The 16,868-nt window shown below is 73.6% G+C and carries 13 protein-coding genes; 5 read left to right on the forward strand and 8 right to left on the reverse strand.

Annotated elements, in window-relative coordinates:
* Positions 1-10 precede the first annotated feature (10 nt).
* Both ACFYUS_RS18450 and ACFYUS_RS18455 read left to right on the forward strand, forming a co-directional pair.
* A complete protein-coding gene (locus ACFYUS_RS18450) occupies positions 11-1,072 on the forward strand; it encodes an LLM class flavin-dependent oxidoreductase (RefSeq protein ID WP_388852538.1) in 1,062 nt (353 codons plus the stop codon).
* Between the two features lie 142 nt (positions 1,073-1,214).
* Positions 1,215-2,240: a PAC2 family protein gene (locus ACFYUS_RS18455; RefSeq protein WP_388852540.1), complete on the forward strand. Its 1,026-nt coding sequence runs from the start codon at positions 1,215-1,217 to the stop codon at positions 2,238-2,240.
* 42 nt (positions 2,241-2,282) lie between these two features.
* Here ACFYUS_RS18455 and ACFYUS_RS18460 read toward each other — a convergent pair whose 3' ends face one another.
* The 6 genes from ACFYUS_RS18460 to ACFYUS_RS18485 form a co-directional block, all read right to left on the reverse strand.
* Positions 2,283-3,257 carry a superoxide dismutase gene (locus tag ACFYUS_RS18460; protein WP_388852543.1) on the reverse strand — a complete coding sequence of 325 codons (975 nt, stop codon included), beginning with the start codon at positions 3,255-3,257 and terminating at the stop codon, positions 2,283-2,285.
* Between the two features lie 99 nt (positions 3,258-3,356).
* Positions 3,357-6,413, reverse strand: a complete 3,057-nt coding sequence (locus ACFYUS_RS18465) for an NPCBM/NEW2 domain-containing protein (RefSeq protein ID WP_388852546.1) — start codon at positions 6,411-6,413, stop codon at positions 3,357-3,359.
* Between the two features lie 116 nt (positions 6,414-6,529).
* On the reverse strand, positions 6,530-7,759 hold the full coding sequence (mshC, locus tag ACFYUS_RS18470) for a cysteine--1-D-myo-inosityl 2-amino-2-deoxy-alpha-D-glucopyranoside ligase (RefSeq protein WP_388852549.1): 1,230 nt from the start codon (positions 7,757-7,759) through the stop codon (positions 6,530-6,532).
* Between the two features lie 162 nt (positions 7,760-7,921).
* Positions 7,922-8,728, reverse strand: coding sequence for an SCO1664 family protein (locus ACFYUS_RS18475; protein WP_388852552.1), 807 nt, complete (start codon positions 8,726-8,728; stop codon positions 7,922-7,924).
* Entirely contained in the window at positions 8,725-9,315 is a 591-nt protein-coding gene (locus ACFYUS_RS18480; protein ID WP_388852555.1) for a DUF3090 domain-containing protein, read from the reverse strand. The genes ACFYUS_RS18475 and ACFYUS_RS18480 overlap by 4 nt, the downstream gene beginning before the upstream one ends.
* Positions 9,316-9,382: 67 nt before the next feature.
* Positions 9,383-10,072: a histidine phosphatase family protein gene (locus tag ACFYUS_RS18485; protein WP_388852558.1), complete on the reverse strand. Its 690-nt coding sequence runs from the start codon at positions 10,070-10,072 to the stop codon at positions 9,383-9,385.
* 88 nt (positions 10,073-10,160) lie between these two features.
* On the opposite strand from ACFYUS_RS18485, the gene ACFYUS_RS18490 reads away from it, so the two are divergent.
* Complete coding sequence (locus tag ACFYUS_RS18490; protein ID WP_388852561.1) at positions 10,161-11,153, forward strand: magnesium and cobalt transport protein CorA; 993 nt, start codon at positions 10,161-10,163, stop codon at positions 11,151-11,153.
* 29 nt (positions 11,154-11,182) lie between these two features.
* Here the strand turns inward: ACFYUS_RS18490 and ACFYUS_RS18495 are convergent, their stop codons facing one another.
* Together ACFYUS_RS18495 and ACFYUS_RS18500 are read right to left on the reverse strand one after the other, a co-directional pair.
* On the reverse strand, positions 11,183-11,968 hold the full coding sequence (locus ACFYUS_RS18495) for a ferritin-like domain-containing protein (protein WP_388852564.1): 786 nt from the start codon (positions 11,966-11,968) through the stop codon (positions 11,183-11,185).
* Positions 11,969-12,279: 311 nt separating this feature from the next.
* Positions 12,280-13,329, reverse strand: a complete 1,050-nt coding sequence (locus ACFYUS_RS18500; protein WP_388852567.1) for an LLM class F420-dependent oxidoreductase — start codon at positions 13,327-13,329, stop codon at positions 12,280-12,282.
* Positions 13,330-13,457: 128 nt separating this feature from the next.
* On the opposite strand from ACFYUS_RS18500, the gene ACFYUS_RS18505 reads away from it, so the two are divergent.
* Together ACFYUS_RS18505 and ACFYUS_RS18510 are read left to right on the forward strand one after the other, a co-directional pair.
* Positions 13,458-14,435, forward strand: coding sequence for an aldo/keto reductase (locus ACFYUS_RS18505; protein WP_388852570.1), 978 nt, complete (start codon positions 13,458-13,460; stop codon positions 14,433-14,435).
* The gene (locus ACFYUS_RS18510) at positions 14,432-16,765 is read left to right on the forward strand and encodes a helix-hairpin-helix domain-containing protein (RefSeq protein WP_388852573.1); all 2,334 of its coding nucleotides are present in this window, start codon (positions 14,432-14,434) and stop codon (positions 16,763-16,765) included. The genes ACFYUS_RS18505 and ACFYUS_RS18510 overlap by 4 nt, the downstream gene beginning before the upstream one ends.
* Positions 16,766-16,868: the final 103 nt, after the last annotated feature.

Genomic DNA, 16,868 nt, shown 5'->3' on the forward strand with positions numbered 1-16,868 from the left:
GAGTGGGGGCATGAAGTTTCAGGTGCTCTCGATCGTCCACCACTCCCCGCACCCGCTCACCGGCGAACTGCTGTCCGCCGCCGACCGGCTGGAGCAGGTCGTCACGCTCGGCGAGACCGCCGAACGGCTCGGTTTCGACGCCTACGCGGTCGGCGAGCGGCACGCGGGCGCGTTCCTCTCCTCGTCCCCGACCGTGCTGCTCGCCGCACTGGCCGCCCGCACCAGCCGGATCCGGCTGCTCACCGGCGTCACCGTGGTCGCGATCCTCGACCCGGTCCGGGTCGCCGAGGACTACGCGACGCTCGACCAGCTCTCCCGCGGCCGGCTCGAACTCGTCGTCGGCAAGGGCGCGGAGGCCGGGCACTTCGACCTCTTCGGCCTGGACGAGGAGCGGCAGTGGGACCTCCAGAAGGAGAAGTACGAGCTGCTGCGCCGCCTCTGGACGGAGGAGGGCGTCGACTGGGAGGGCGAGTTCCGTCCCCCGCTGAAGAACGTGACCACGGTCCCGCGGCCGTACGCCGGTCCGCCCCGGATCTGGCACGGCTCGGCCACCAGCCTCAACTCCCCCGAGCTCGCGGCCAGGCACGGCGATCCGCTGTTCACCGCCAACGCGATCCAGCCGCGCGAGGCGTACGCGAAGCTCATCGCCCACTACCGCGAGAAGTTCGAGGAGTACGGGCACGATCCCGCCCACGCGCGCGTGGCGGCCGGTTCCGGCGGGCTGCTCATCGCCGACACCGCCGAGCAGGCGGTGAGCCGGTACAAGGAGCTGTACGAGGCGAAGGTGCGGCAGAGCTTCAGGCCGCACCTGGAGGGCAGGGCCGGATACAACACGCCGTTCCGCACGATCGAGGACGCGATCGCCGGCGGCCCCCAGCTGATCGGCTCGCCGCAGCAGATCATCGACAAGATCCTCGGCTTCCACGAGCACTACGGGCACGACCTGCAGTCCGTCACGGTCGACACCTTCGGCCAGTCGACGGCCGAGCAGACCGAGACGCTCCAGCGTTTCGCCGAGGAGATCGCGCCCGTCGTGCGGAGGGAGGCGCCGAGCACTCTGTGGGAGAAGTGACTCCGCCGTGTGCGGAGGCGAGTTCCTGGGTAGTCGATCAAGGCCGCACGGGTTTCCGGGGATGTCCGGGGACTGCGGGCGGACCACCGGAAAGCCGTAAGGTGGGGCCGTACGACAGGAACTTCGGATAAGGAGGCGCTGGGTGATCGAGCTCGAGGGGGTACCCGAGCTGATCGACCCGGTCATGGTGGCCGCGTTCGAGGGCTGGAACGACGCCGGCGACGCCGCCTCCACCGCGGTCGCCCATCTCGACCGGGAATGGAAGGGCGAGGTGTTCGCGGCGCTCGACGCCGAGGACTACTACGACTTCCAGGTCAACCGCCCCACGGTCTTCCTGGACAACGGGGTCAGAAAGATCACCTGGCCGACGACCCGGCTCTCGGTGGTCAGGGTCGGCGGCGAGAAGCCCCGCGACCTGGTGCTCGTGCGCGGGATCGAGCCCTCGATGCGCTGGCGCTCGTTCTGCAACGAGCTGCTCGGCTTCGCGCACGAGCTGGGCGTGGAGATGGTGGTGATCCTGGGCGCCCTGCTCGGGGACACCCCGCACACCCGGCCGGTCCCGGTCAGCGGAGTGACCTCCGATCCGGACCTGGCACGGACGATGGACCTGGAGGAGACCCGGTACGAGGGCCCGACGGGCATCGTGGGCATCCTCCAGGAGGCGTGCACGCACGCGGGCGTGCCGGCGGTGAGCCTGTGGGCCGCGGTGCCGCACTACGTGTCGCAGCCGCCGAACCCGAAGGCGACCCTGGCCCTCCTCAACCGCCTGGAGGACCTGATCGGGCTGCGCATCCCGCTGGGCGAACTGCCGGAGGACGCGCGGGCCTGGCAGCTGGGCGTGGACCAGCTGGCCGCCGAGGACAGCGAGGTCGCCGAGTACGTGCAGACCCTGGAGGAGGCGCGGGACACGGCGGAGCTGCCGGAGGCCTCGGGCGAGGCGATCGCCCGCGAGTTCGAGCGGTATCTGCGGCGGCGCGAGCCGGGCGCGGGGCCGGGCTCCGGTCCGGGGGTGGCGACCGAGGGCGGCGATTTCCTGCGGGACGCGGGGAGCGGCCGGACCCGCCCGCCGAAGCCGGAGCAGCCGGGCCCGGAGTCGGTTCCGGGGACGGAGCCGCCGTCCGACGCCCCGGAGGACGACGACGGGGACACCGGGGAGACGCGGGAGTAGCCGTACGGGAGGGGTGGCGCGGCCGCCCCTCCCGTACCGCGTTCAGACCCTGGGCGCGGACACCACGTCGTAGTCCGCCGTCGTGGGATCCGGGTCCAGGCCGAAGCGCGCGTTGGGCAGGTAGATCCGGTCGCCCCACACCGCCGCCGTGGCCGGGACGCGGAACCGGTCCGGGTCGGTGATCCGGGCGATCGCGGTGCCGCGCGTGCCGGTCGCGTCGAGCCGGACCACGTCGATCTGGTTGATCACCTGCTGGACGACGTACAGATCGCGGCCGAGGAGCAGCAGCCCGTCCCCGTGCGGGATCTTCAGGTCGCCGAGGTCGACCTTGCGGGCGAGGCCGGTGCGCGGGTCGACCCGCAGGAGCGAGCCGCCGTCCTGGAAGGTGTTGACCACGAGCAGCGCCCTCCCGTCGGGGGTGCGCTCGATGCCGTTGGCGGTGAAGTCGGGGCCCTGCGTCCAGTCGCCGCCGAGCGGGAGGACGGTGATGCCGTCCGCGGGCTCGCCCGTGCGGTCGAGGGCCAGCCGGAAGAGCTGCGGCTGGTAGGAGTCCGTGAACCAGGCCGCGTCCGGGGTGAGGATCACGTCGTTGACCACGGTGTTCTCCGCGCCCAGCCCGGATAATTCGCGGAGCGGGGCGCCGGAGCGGGGGTCGATGACGCGGATGTCGCGGCTCCAGCCGCCGGCGAGGAAGAGCCGCCGCTCGGACCGGTCGATCTTGAGCCCGACGGTGCTGTGTCCGGCGCCGGGCCCCTGGTGGATGATCCGGCCCTCACCGGTGGCCAGGGAGGCTCTGTACACGGCGCCGTCGGCGAGCGAGCCGAAGTAGGCGTACGGGCTGCGTCCGATCGCGATGCCCTCCGGCTGGAAGCCCCTCGGGAGGGGGAACCCGGCGGGCCACCGCCCGCCGGGTCCGGCCGCGTGCGCCGTGCCTGTGGTGAGGGGGGTGGTGAGAGCCGCCGCGCCGAGTGCGACGGCGGCTCCCAGGAATCCTCTGCGTGCGAGGTGATGCTGCACTGAGTGCCCTTTCGTACAACTGGTCGATGGCACTCCCACCCCATCACAACAGGAGCCTCCGGCAGGGCAGTTGGCTGGATCCCGCCCTGCCGGCGCGCATCAGGCGCAGCTGAACCGGGCCGCCGCCCAGTCGCCGTGGTCGCCGCTCTTCGACCCGTTGGTGTCCGTGATCTTCAGCCGGACGTGCCGGGCTCCGGTCACGTCGACGTTCACGGGCAGGGTCGCGGAGGCGCCGGTCAGCCGGGGCGAGGTCCACAGGACCCGGCCGTCGGCCTCGACGGAGAAGGCCACGTCCCCGTAGCCGTTGATCTCGTCGTCGATGCCGACGTCGGCGGTGAGGGTGGTGCAGCGGCCGCCGAGGTAGACCTCGATGTCGGAGTCGGCGTGGGCGCCGATGCCCTTCTCGTAGGTCTTTCCGGCCAGGGTGAGGGTGTGGCCGTCGGCGGCGCCGGACTCGCCGTTGGAGCGGTCGCGCTCGGGCGGTCCCCAGCCGTTGGTGGCGCGCAGCCAGACGAGGTCGCTCGCCCAGGCGTCGGCGGTCGGCGCCGGGGGCATCACCCCGATCACGAAGCGCTGGACGGCGGTGCGCTCGGTGCCGGCGGCGCGGTGGCGGACGGTCGCCGTGAGGGTGGCCTCGCCGGGCTTCGCGTCCGCCGCCGGGGTGACGGCGACCTCGACCCGGCGGGTGGTGCCGGCCGGGACGCGGGCGATCGGGGCGGCCGGGGTGACCTGCCAGCCGGCGGGGGCGTCGAGGGAGACCCGTACGTCGGTGGCGTCCCGGGTGCCCGCGGTGACGTCGACGGCGACGGTGCCGGGGGTGCCGGCGCCGAGCTCCTGCCCGGTGGGGGCGGCGAGGACGGCGGAGGCGCCGGGGACGGCCCCGCCGACGGCGCTGGTTTCGGTCAGGCGCAGTTCGAAGCCGCGGTCGGTGGACCGGTCGGCGGTCTTGATCCGGACCACTCCCCCGCGGTCGTCGCGGTCGTACCACCAGCCCTGGGTGGCCGCGTCGAGGGCGGCGCGGGAGGTGAGGGCGGGCAGCGGGCGCCCGTCGAGCTTCACCGCGTCGGGGGCGTCGCCGGTGTGGACGGTGAAGGCGTACGGCCGTGCGGCCGGCTTGCCGGTGTACGCGCCGGTGCTGGCGCCGATGCGGATGGTGACGGCGCCCGGGCCGGACTTCGGGGCGCCGACCTCGGCGCGCTGGGTGGCGTACCGCCCGGTGCGGTGCTCGCGGGTGACGCCGTCGTCCTCGTACAGCTCGAAGGAGGAGTCGCCCTGCGGGTAGACGTCCCAGGCGATCGGGTCGCCGGGGGCGCGGTCCTGGTACGAGCGGATGGAACCGGGCCACATGGGGACGGCCGCCCCGGCCCGTACGAAGAGGGGCAGGGTGTCGAGCGGGGCGCTGTAGTCGTCGACGGTGACGGGGCCCTGGTAGGTGCGGCCGTTCCAGTAGTCGATCCAGGTGCCCTCGGGCAGATAGATGCCGTCGCGTTCCACGGCGTCCTGGTAGACGGGGGCGACGAGGAAGTCCTCGCCGCTGAGGAACTCGTACTTGGCGGCGTCGGTCGCGGCCTTCGGGTCGTCCGGGTACTCCAGGGCGAGCGGCCGGGCGAGGCCGACACCCGTCTTGGTGGCCTGGTGGGCGTGGCTGTAGATGTACGGGAGCAGGGCCTCGTGCAGCTTGAGCGAGGCGCGGTTGATGCCGGTGTAGGGCTCGCCGTAGCGGAAGGGCTGCTTGTCGTTGGCGGCCCAGCCGTCCATGGTCATGGTGACGGGCAGGAACATCTTCCACTGGAGGTCGCGGGTGTACGTCTTGGCGCTGCCGCCGAAGATGCCGTCGACGTCACCGGTGGTGTAGGCGAGTCCGGACATGGACGCGCCCGCGTAGGTGGGGATCTGCCAGCGGATGTACTCCCAGGAGCCGGACTGGTCGCCGGACCACTGGACGCCGCAGCGCTGGGCGCCGGACCAGCTCTCGGGGGCCCAGGTGAAGCCGCGGGCGTCGCTGTTGGCCTCGATGCCGGCGTGGGCGTCCTTGCAGCCGTCGAGGGCGAACTTGTAGCCGGAGCCGACCCAGGCGACGTCGAGCTTGGCGACCCGCTGGCCGGCCTTGACCTGGTCGGCGAGCTTGTCGATGCCGTCCTCGGTCCACAGGCCGAGCTTCATGTCGCGGTCCGCGAGGCCGGCGGAGGTCTCGGCGAGGTTCTCGTAGCCGCAGCCGTAGCCGTCGTTGACGAGCATCCAGCCGTTGGGCATGTCGTTCGCGACGTAGCCGTCGGCGATCTTCAGGGCGTCGAGGGTGTGGCGCTCGCCCCGGTTGGCGTTGTGGAGGTAGCAGTCGGAGTCGCCGATCTCCAGGCCGTACACGGGCGGCAGGAAGGGCTTGCCGGTGAGCCGGGTGTACTGGCCGATGACGTCCTTGAGGGCGTCCTTCCCGTCGCCGGCGAAGTAGTAGGCGTCGAAGCGCTGCTCCTTCGCGCTGGTGGTGACGGGGTCGGTGAAGGCGTAGGTGTTGGGGGCGTAGGTGTTGCGGTAGACGCCGTAGCCGGCGGAGGAGAGGTAGAAGGGGACGGAGTTGGGGTGGCCGCCGTCGTTCCAGTTGTAGTCGACGCCGACCTCGACGGTCTTGCCGCGGTGGGAGGTGTTGCCGCGGCCGTTCTGCATGCCGGCGCCGTAGAACTGCTCGTCGGCGCCGCGGGCGAGGGTCTGGACGGTGCGGTCCTGGTTCCAGGTGAGGCCCTGGGTCTCGGTCCAGAGCGGGGTGCCGTCGGCACGTACGGCCGAGAAGCGCAGCGGTGACTTGGTGGCGCGCAGGGTCACCTTGGCGGTGGCGAGTTCGTAGCGGTCGCCGAGGTCGCGCCAGTTGGTGGCCGGGGGCGGGCCCTGGGGCAGCGTGATGTCGGTGCCGGTGGGGTCGGCGAACTTGCCGTCGGGGGCGAGTTCGATGCGGAAGGTGTCGGCGGTGACGAAGGAGACTCGGGCCTCCGTGTGGCCGGCGGTCAGCCGGTAGACGGCCCCGTCGGCGGCGAAGCCCGTGATGTCGCCGACGGTGGTGTCGGTGGGTGTGGCCGACGCGGTGGAGCCGGGTCCCGCGAAGGCGGCGAAGAGCCCGAGGACGGCTCCGGCGAGTGCAACTTTCATGCGTGATGATGATTGCATGGAGGTTGTTTAGCGCAGGAACGAGCAAGTCCGCCAGGACAAAACGGAACCGCCCTCGGACTTCGGCGAGAAGTCCAAGGGCGGTTGCCTGAAAGGGAGTTGCGCGGTCCTGCTCGTTACAGGGCCACACCGAGCAGGGCGTCGACGGCGCGCGAGACGAGACCGGGGGCGGACTCGTCCGTGCCGCCCTCGGCCGTCTGGAGCGCGGCCCAGCGGTCGACCGCGGCGAGCGCGGTGGGCGTGTCGAGGTCGTCGGAGAGCGCCTCGCGGAGCTCCTCGACGAGCGCGTCGGCGGACGGGCCGTCGGGGCGCGAGACGGCGGCGCGCCAGCGGCCGAGCCGCTCCACGGCCGTCTCCAGGACCTGGTCGGTCCACTCCCAGTCGTCGCGGTAGCGGTGCGAGAGGAGCGCGAGCCGGATGGCGGCCGGGTCGACGCCGTCGCGGCGGAGCTGGGAGACGAAGACCAGGTTGCCCTTGGACTTCGACATCTTCTCGCCGTGCAGGGCGACCATGCCGGCGTGGACGTACGCCTTGGCCATGGGGAACTCGCCCGTGAGGGTCTGGGCGTGGGAGGCGCCCATCTCGTGGTGCGGGAAGATCAGGTCGGAGCCGCCGCCCTGCACGTCGAAGCCCATGCCCAGGTGGTCGAGGGCGATGGCGACGCACTCGATGTGCCAGCCGGGGCGGCCGGGGCCGAGGCTGCCGCCGTCCCAGCTCGGCTCGCCCTCGCGGGCGGCCATCCAGAGCATCGGGTCGAGCGGGTTCTTCTTGCCCGGGCGGTCCGGGTCGCCGCCGCGCTCGGCGGAGAGGTGGCGCATCAGCTCGGTGTCGTAGTTCGAGACCTGGCCGAAGTGCGGGTCGGCCTCGACGGAGAAGTAGATGTCGCCCTCGAGCTCGTAGGCGGCGCCGGAGTCCCGGAGGCGCTCGACGAGCGGGATGATGCCCGGTATGGCCTCGACCGCGCCGATGTAGTGCTGCGGGGGCAGCATCCGCAGGGCGGTCATGTCCTCGCGGAAGAGGGCGGTCTCGCGCTCGGCGAGGCCGACCCAGTCGATGCCGTCGCGGATCGCGCGCTCCAGGAGCGGGTCGTCCACGTCCGTCACGTTCTGGACGTAGTGCACCTGCCGCTTGGTGTCGAGCCACACGCGCTGAACGAGGTCGAACGCGTTGTAGGTCGCCGCGTGACCCATGTGGGTCGCGTCGTACGGCGTGATGCCGCAGACGTAGATACGGGCGACGGGGCCGGGGGCGAGGGTCACTCGTCCGCCGGTCGCGGTGTCGTGGATCCGGAGGTCGCGGCCCTTGCCGGGAAGGGCGGGGACCTCAGAAGCGGGCCAGGCATGCATGCCCCGAGCGTAACCGGACAGGTGTTCCGGATACGAACCGGATCCGGGATCTTGACCGATTAGGCGCTCTTGCGGGTCAGAGACGTGCGTGCATACCCCCCAGGGGTCCGCACCCGCCCGAGGATGTGGCCGAAAACATTCGGCCGCCCGGGGACCGGTGTCTCAGACCGGCGGCCAGGGGATCGCGGGCCACTGCCCCGAGGGCTCCGGGTGCCGCCCGGTGGCCCGCAGGGCCTCCACGCGGGCGCGTACGGCCGCGACCTCGGCGCCGGTCAGGAGTTCCGCCAGTCGGGTGGCGAGCGGCTCTCCCGGGGCCAGGGACCGGCCGAGCCCTTCGAGCACACCGGCCGCCTCGGCGGGCAGCTCCTCGCCCGCCCAGCCCCACAGCAGGGTGCGCAGCTTGTCGTCGACGTGGAAGGTCACCCCGTGGTCGATGCCGTACAGACGCCCGCCGGGGGCCGGCAGCAGATGCCCGCCCTTGCGGTCGCCGTTGTTGATGACGGCGTCCAGGACGGCGAGCCGGCGCAGCTCGGGGGTGTCCGCGTGGACGAGGAGCGCGGTGCGGTCCGCGTCGATCTGCGCGGGCCCCACGGCCTTCCAGCCCTCGCCCGCCTCCTCGTCCTCGGTGAGCGCGAGGAGCCGCGCCTCGGGGTCGGCCTCGATCCACAGCTGGACCATGCCCTCCCCGTACGGCCCGTCGCGGAGCACGGTCGGCGGGACCAGGCCCCAGCCGGTGGCCTCGGAGATCTCGTACGCGGCGACCTCGCGCTGGGCGAGGGTGCCGTCGGGGAAGTCCCACAGGGGCTGCTCCCCCGCGACCGGCTTGTAGACGCAGGCCGCTTCCCGGCCCTCGTGGGCGACGGAGCAGTAGAGCACGGCGTTGGACGCCTCGCGGACCCGGCCGCGCACGGTCAGCTCACCGAGGGCGAGCAGTTCGACGTCCGGCGGGGTCGAAGGGCTGCTGCTCATGCTCCGCGGCGGTATCCGTTCTGGCGCGGGCAGACGTGCCCCTCGGGATCGAGCGGCAGGCTGCACAGCGGGCACGGCGGCCGGCCGGCGTTGACGACGTCCAGGGCCCGCTTGGCGAACGCCCGCGCCTGGGCCCCGCTGAGGCGGACCCGGAGCATCGGCGGGCCGTTCTCCTCGTCCTGGAGCAGCCGCTCCTCGGCCTCGGCGAGGTCCTCCTCGGAGTCCGCGTCGAGTTCGACGAGCGCCTGCGCCTCGACGATCATGCGCTGCTCCTCGCCGTCCCAGGCGAGGGCCATGGTGCCGACCCTGAACTCCTCCTCGACGGGCACGTCGAGGGGGGCGGTGTCCGCGATCTCGGCGGGGGCGACGGCCGGTACGGGCGCGTTGCCCCCGGTGCGGCGGACGACCTCGTCGAGGAGTTCGTCCATGCGCTCGGCGAGGGCCGCGACCTGGGCCTTCTCCAGGGCGACGCTGGTGACCCGGCCGCCGGCGGACGCCTGGAGGAAGAACGTACGGCGGCCAGGCAGCCCGACCGTGCCGGCCACGAAACGCTCCGGTGGGTCGTAGAGGAACACCTGACGGGACACGTTCCCGGCTCCCTTGAGTCTCGACAGTCGTACTACAGCGGCGCGTCCACCCTACTGCGCCACGGGATCACGGTGCGCCAGCACCGCCACCGACCTCCGCCGTCCCGCTGCTGTCGGGGTGCTCCCGGGGGGCGAAACCGGCGAAGTCCCCGGTGTCGCCGAGGCGGAGGAGGAAGGGACGCAGGCGCGTGTAGCGGATCGCGGTGACCGAGCAGGGGTCGACGTGGATGCGCTGGAAGAGGTCGAGGTGCATCCCGAGGGCGTCGGCGACGATCGCCTTCACGATGTCCCCGTGGGAGCACATGAGGTACGTGGCGTCCTCGCCGTGCTCGGCGTCGATGCGGGCGTTCCAGTCCCGTACGGCCTCGACGGCACGGTCCTGCATGGCGCGCATGGACTCGCCGCCGGGGAAGGCGGCGGCGGAGGCGTGGGCCTGGACGACCTCCATCAGCGGTTCGTCGCCCAGCTCCGCCAGCTTGCGGCCGGACCAGTCGCCGTAGTCGCACTCGCTGATCCGGTCCTCGACGTGGAGCGGGAGGCCGGGGCGGGCGTCCAGGAGCGGCCGCAGGGTCTCCCGGCAGCGCTGGAGGGGGCTGGTGACGGCCGCGGCGAGCGGGACGTCCGCGAGGCGCCCGGGGAGGGCGGCGGCCTGCGCGGCCCCGCGCTCGTCGAGCGCGACCCCGGGCGTGCGCCCGGCGAGGACCCCGGAGGTGTTGGCGGTGGAGCGTCCGTGCCGGACGAGGATCAGCGTGGCCATGCGGGCCAGCCTAGGGGGTGCCGGGGTGGGGGCGCAGGTGGTCGAGGGCGGCCGCACGCGCGTGCGTGGCGGAGGTGTTCGGGGCAGAATGCGCCGCGTGATCGTGGACTCAGCCATCTACCGGGACGGGCGCCGTACGGACGGACCCGCCGACCTCTCCGACGCCCTGGAGGAGGCGCGGGCGACCGGGGACGCGTTCCTGTGGGTGGGGCTGCACGAGCCCACGGAGGCGGAGTTCGACCACGTCGCCTCGGAGTTCGCGCTGCACCCGCTGGCCGTCGAGGACGCCTTGAAGGCCCATCAGCGGCCCAAGCTGGAGGTCTACGAGGACTCGCTCTTCGCGGTGCTCAAGCCGATCGTGTACGAGCCGGAGAGCGACCGGGTGTCCTCGGGCGAGCTGATGGTGTTCATGGGCGACTCGTTCGTCGTCACGGTCCGGCACGGCGAGGGCGCGCCGCTCGCGGAGGTGCGCCGGCGCCTGGAGGCCGATCCGGAGGTCCTGAAGCACGGGCCGACGGCGGTGCTGTACGCGGTGAGCGACGCGATCGTGGACCACTACCTCGACGTGGCGGCCGAGCTCCAGGTCGACCTGGAGGAGCTGGAGGCGGACGTCTTCGCGCCCAGCGGGGGCAATCCGGCCAACACCGCGGAGCGGATCTACACGGCGAAGCGGCAGGTCCTGGAGTTCCGGCGGGCCAGCGGTCCGCTGGCCGGGCCGATCGCCCGGCTGACGACCGGTTCGGTGCCCTTCGTGCACGAGCGCGCGCAACCCTTCTTCCGCGACGTCAACGACCACCTCCTGCGCTCCAACGAGCAGGTGGAGGGCCTCGACCGGCTCCTGTCCGACGTGTTGTCGGCCCATCTCGCGCAGATGGGGGTCCGGCAGAACGACGACATGCGGAAGATCTCGGCGTGGGCGGCCATGGCCGCGGTCCCCACGATGGTCGCGGGGATCTACGGGATGAACTTCGACCACATGCCGGAGCTGCGCTGGGTGGGCTCGTACCCGGTGGTGCTCGTGGTGATGGCGGGCATCGTCGCCGCGCTGTACCGGGTGTTCAAGCGGCGCGGCTGGATGTAAGGCCCCCCGACGGCCCCGCTCGGCCCCGCTCAGAAGGCGGGGGCGGGGGTCGCGGGGCCGCCCAGGGCGTTCAGCCGCTCGGGCATCCGCAGGTCGACCATCCTGTGCCAGCCGGCCGCGCGCTCGTACGCGTACACGCCGTGGATCCCGGCCGCGAGGACGGCCGCCTTGGGCCCGGGCCAGTCCAGGATGCGGCCCATGTGGCGCATCACGGCGAGGCTGACGTCCCGGTAGACCTGGATCTCGGCGAGGGCGGACTCGCGCAGGGTCCGCTGGATGAGCCGGCCGTGGCCCTGGCGGGCGAGCCGGAGCAGTTCCTCGTGGCAGTAGGCGAGGTGGTTGTCCTCGTCGGCGCAGATCATCCGGATGGCCTTGCCGAGCTCCGGGTGGTCGCCGAAGTACTTCACGAGCAGCTGCATCTGGTCGGCCGCGCGCTCCTCGGTGACCCTGCTGTGCGCGAGGTAGACGACCACGTCCTCCTCGGTGAGCGGCCGGTCGGCGCGGAGCTTCTCGTGCGCGAGGCCGATGCCGCGCTGCTCCAGCAGCATCGTGTAGTCGGTGTCGGGGGGCACGGGGACGGGTCCGAGGCCGCGCTTCTTCATCAACGCGTTGAAGATCCGGCCGTGCTTGTCCTCGTCGGCGCCGTGCCGGGTGATCTTGGGCGCGAGGTCCCGCATCCCGGGTGCGACGAGGGCCGCGATCCGGGCGTTCTCCCAGCCGCCCTGGGACTCGCCGCTCGCGGCGATGGAGCAGAAGAGCCGGAAGGACTCGTCGTTGTCGATGATTTCCTGGAACAGGCTCTTGGCCGTGAGCATCGCCGCCACCTCCGTGCGGACGTCCGTACTCCGGTTCGTCCGGGGAGAACGAGTCAAGTCCGGTATCGGACGGCGGGCAACAGGAGGGCGTGGCGACTCGGCCGAAAGAGTGAGCCCCGAGGGCGTAACCGAGGGCCTCGTCGAGCGTTGTGCTGCATGACGGCCGTGGCGGGGAAGACCCCCGAGCCCCCACCACGGCCGCAGGCCCCTTCTTCGCGGCGCTCTCGCACCGATCGGCCCCTCGGGGGCCTCACGGGCTTCGACCGCCCGCGCCGGACTCCGTCCGTCGGGTCCGGCGCCGGGCCTTGCGGTTACGCGAGGCCCGCGTGCTCCATCGCCTCGACGCCCGCCCGCAGGGCCGCGAGGCGCTCGTCCAGGGTGAAGCCGGCCGGGGCGAGGGTGAGGGTGGTGACCCCGGCCTCCGCGTAGGCCGTCATCCGCTCGGCGATCCGCTCGACGGAGCCGAGCAGCGTGGTCTGGTCGATCAGGGAGTGGGGCACGGCGGCCGCGGCGCCGGTCTTGTCGCCGGCCAGGTACTTGTCCTGGATCTCGGCGGCCTCCTTCTCGTACCCCATGCGCTGGGCGAGCTGGTTGTAGAAGTTCTGCTTGCGGCTGCCCATGCCGCCGACGTACAGCGCGGTGTACGGGCGGAAGACGTCGGCGAGCGCGTTCACGTCGTCGCCGAGGGCGAGCGGCAGGGTGGGGCAGACGTCGAAGCCGTCCATGGTCAGGCCGGCCTTCTCGCGGCCCGCCCGCAGGTGCCGCAGCGCGGTCTCCTCCAGGTGGTCGGCGGAGGGGAAGATCAGCAGGGCGCCGTCGGCGATCTCGCCGGTCTGCTCCAGGTTCTTCGGGCCGATCGCGGCGATGTAGAGCGGGATGTGCTCGCGCTCCGGGTGGACGGTGAGCTTGAGGGGCTTGCCCGGGCCGCCGGGCAGCGGCAGGGTCCAGTGCTCGCCGTCGTAGCTGAGCCGCTCGCGGGTCATGGCCTTGCGGACGATCTCCACGTACTCGCGGGTCCGGGCGAGCGGCTTGTCGAACTTCACGCCGTACCAGCCCTCGGAGACCTGCGGTCCCGAGACGCCGAGGCCGAGGCGGAAGCGGCCGCCGGTGAGCGAGTCGAGGGTGGCGGCCGTCATCGCGGTCATGGCCGGCTGACGGGCCGGGATCTGCATGATCGCGGAGCCGACGTCGATCCGCTCGGTCTGCGCCGCGACCCAGGCGAGGACGGTGGGCGCGTCGGAGCCGTAGGCCTCGGCGGCCCAGCAGACGTCGTAGCCGAGGCGGTCCGCCTCCTGGGCGACGGCGAGGTTGTCGCCGTCCATGCCGGCGCCCCAGTAGCCGAGGTTGATGCCGAGCCGCATTCCACGCACCCCTTACCCATCGGTAACGTAACTTTGGCCGGACTCTAGCGCGCGCGTGGGCCATCCGTCAGGACACGGTTGTCCACAGGCTCTCTCCGCGTGGTGCCCTGGCCAGTACTCTCGCGCCCATGGAGCAGAGGCATCTCGGACGTACCGGCCTGCGTGTGTCGCGCATCGGACTCGGCACCCTCACCTGGGGCCGGGACACCGACGAGCACGACGCCGCCGAGCAGTTGAAGGCGTTCTGGGACGCGGGCGGAACGCTCGTGGACACCGCCGACGTGTACGGAGGGGGCGAGGCGGAGTATCTGCTCGGTCGCCTGATGGAGCGCCTGGTGCCCCGGCAGGACCTCGTCCTGTCGACGAAGGCGGGCAGCGTCCCGGACCCCGACCGGCGCACGGACGGCTCGCGGGGGCATCTGCTCGCCGCGCTCGACGCCTCCCTCGCCCGGCTCGGCACGGATCACGTGGACCTGTGGCAGCTGCACGCCTTCGACCCGTACACGCCCCTGGAGGAGTCGCTCCAGGCCCTCGACATCGCGGTACGCAGCGGCCGGGCGCGGTACGCGGGCGTGTCGAACTTCTGCGGCTGGCAGCTCGCCAAGGCGGGCACCTGGCAGCTCGGCGGCGACCGGACCCGGCTCGCGGGGGCCCAGCTGGAGTACTCGCTGCTCCAGCGGGGCATCGAGCGGGAGGTGCTGCCCGCCGCGATGGACCTCGGCATAGGCCTGCTGCCCTCCTCCCCGCTCGGCCGCGGGGTCCTGACGGGCAAGTACCGCGGCGGCACGCCGACGGACTCGCGCGGCGCCTCGGAGACGATGGCGCCCTTCGTCGAGCCCTACCTGGACGAGGCCGCCGGCCGGATCGTCGACGCGGTCGCGACGGCCGCCGACGGGCTCGCGACGACCCCCCTCCACGTGGCCCTCGCCTGGGTCCGCGACCGGCCCGGGGTGACCGCCCCGATCGTCGGCGCGCGCACGGCGCGGCAGCTCACGGCCGCGTTGTCAGTGGAGACGCTTAGTCTTCCTGACGAGATCTGTCGGGCGCTGGACGATGTGTCGGCGCCCGTGCACCGCTATCCGGATCACGACTGGAGCACCTTGTGACCGAGCCTTCCGGGGAGACCGCGCCCGAGGCCACGGAGCCCGCCGGAACCCCGCCGGACGAAGCCCCCGAGGCCCCGGCCCCCGCCACGGCCGAGGAGTCCGGGCCCTCCGAGGAGCCCGCGACGGGGCCGGACGAGGCCGAGGAGCCCGACGGAGCCGGGGAACCGGACTCCGGCGAAGAGGCAGGTGCGGGCGGGGCGCCGGGCACCGCCGAGAGCCCGGGGGCGGCCGAGGAGCCCGGCTCCGGCGAAGAGGCGGGTACGGACAAGGCCGCCGGGCCGGGTCCGGTCGGGACGGCGGGTGCCGACGAAGAGCCCGAGGGCGGCGAAGAGCCCGGCGCCGACGAGAAGGCCGAGGCCGCCGACGGTGGCGGCGCGCCCGGGTTGAGCGACGCGCAGGCCGAGCTCGCGGCGCAGCGGGAGCTGCGGGCGAAGATCGAGGCGCGGAAGGCCGAGAAGAGCGGTCCCGTGGCGAGCGGCGCCAAGCTGAGCGGCACCGCGGCCGACCTCCTCGCGGCCGTCCGGGCCGTGGAGGGCGGCGGCGCCTCGGGCAGCGCGTTCTACGAGGCGGCGCCCGAGCCCGAGCCCCGCCGTCCCGTCGCCGAGGCGGCCCCGGCGACGGCCGTACGGCCCCCCGCGCCGGAGCGGCCGGCTGCTCCGGCACCCGGCACCACGGCCGCCGTCCGCGAGGTCCTGGCCGCGGGCGGCGCCCCGGAGGCGCTGGCCGGCCAGGTCGCCGCCGCGCTCGGCGAGGGCGCGGCCGCGGTGCTGCGCGAGGACCCCTGGCAGCTGCTCGCGGTGTCCGGGGTCCGGCCGGAGCAGGCCGACGGTTTCGCGCGGGCGCTGCTGGGCCCCGCGTGCGGCCCCGGCGACCCGCGCCGCACGGTCGCCCTGACCGTGTGGCTCCTGGAGCGGGCCGCCCTCCAGGGGCACACGGCCCTGGAGATCCAGGCCGTGCGCGCCGGACTCGCGGGGCACGCGGTGCCCGACCCGGAGCAGGCGGTCGAGACGGCGGTCTCCGAGGGCGCGGTCCTCGTCTTCCAGGAGGAGGAAGCGGCGGAGGAGACCGACGGCGACGAGGACGTCGAGGAGACGCCCGCGCCCGCCGCGCCCGTGCTGCTCGGGCTCGACCGGTACGCGCTCGCGGAGGAGAGCCTCGCGGAGGGGCTCGCCCGGCTGGTCAGGACGGCGAAGGCCGACGCCTGGGAGGGCGGCGAGCTGGAGCGCGCCGCCGGGGCGCACGGCCTCGTGCTGCACACGGGCGGCGAGGCCTCCCGCGCCGAGCCGGTGGCGCTCGCCGCGGCGGCCCGGGAGCGCGGGCTGCGCACCCTGGTGGCCGTCCACGCGGAGGGCGGGCGCCGCGCCGCCGGGGCGGACGCGGTGACGGTCGCCGCCCTGCTGTCCGGAGCGGCCGGTCCCGGCCGGGACGAGGACGGCGCCTTCGCCCTGGACCTGCTCGTGGTCCTCGACGCGCCGCAGCTGGACGTGGAGACCGGCGCGATGCTCGTGGAGTCGCTCCCGGACGGGTGCCGTCTGGTGCTGAGCGGTGACCCGGAGGTGCTCGGCGCGCCGGGCGCCGGGCGGGTCTTCGCGGACGTGCTCGCGGCCCGGGTGTGCCCGAGGGTCGCCTCGCGCGTCCCGGACCCGGGACCGCTCGGCGAGCTGGTGTCGGGCATCGGCGTCGGCGAGCTGAACCAGGTCGAGGCCCCCGGCAAGGAGGTCGTGATCGTCCCGGTGCGGGACGCGGGCGAGGCCGTGCACCGTACGGTCCAGCTGGTGGCGGACTCGGTGCCCCGGGCGATCGGGGTGCCGTCCGAGCAGACGCAGGTCGTCACGGTCGGCCACGGCGGCTCGGCCGGTACGCGCGCGCTGAACGCCGCCCTCAAGCAGCGGCTCAACCCCGGGCCGGGCCGGTTCGGCGGCTACGACCCCGGCGACCGGGTCGCGTACGCGCCCGTGCCGGGGCGCACGGTGACGGGCACGGTCCTCTCGGCCGACGCCGAGGGCCTGCGGCTGCGCTGCGGGGACGACGAGCTCCTCGTACCGAGGGAGCGGGTGGAGTCGGCCCTGCGGCACGGCTGGGCGCTCACCGCGCACCAGGCCGCCGGGATGCGCTGGCCCGCGGTGGTCGTGGTGCTGCCCGGGGACGCCGCGGGAGGCCTGAGCCGGGCATGGGTGTACACGGCCTTCGGCCGCGCGGAGCGGCATCTGTCGGTCGTGCACGGCGTGGACCAGGCGCTGGCCCGCGCCGTGGCCGAGGGGGTGGCCCCGGAGCGCACGACGCGCCTGCGGGCGCTCCTGGAGGGCCTGCTGGCCGCCGAGGAGGCGTAGGCCTGTCCGGCCCGGGCCTTGGGGCCCGTCCGGCAGGCCCGGGGGCCGGACAAGGCCCACGGCGCCCGGTGCCACGGGGCCTCCCCGGGCCCACAGAGCCCGG

The organism is Streptomyces sp. NPDC004284, assembly GCF_042874035.1.
Classification (GTDB): domain Bacteria; phylum Actinomycetota; class Actinomycetes; order Streptomycetales; family Streptomycetaceae; genus Streptomyces.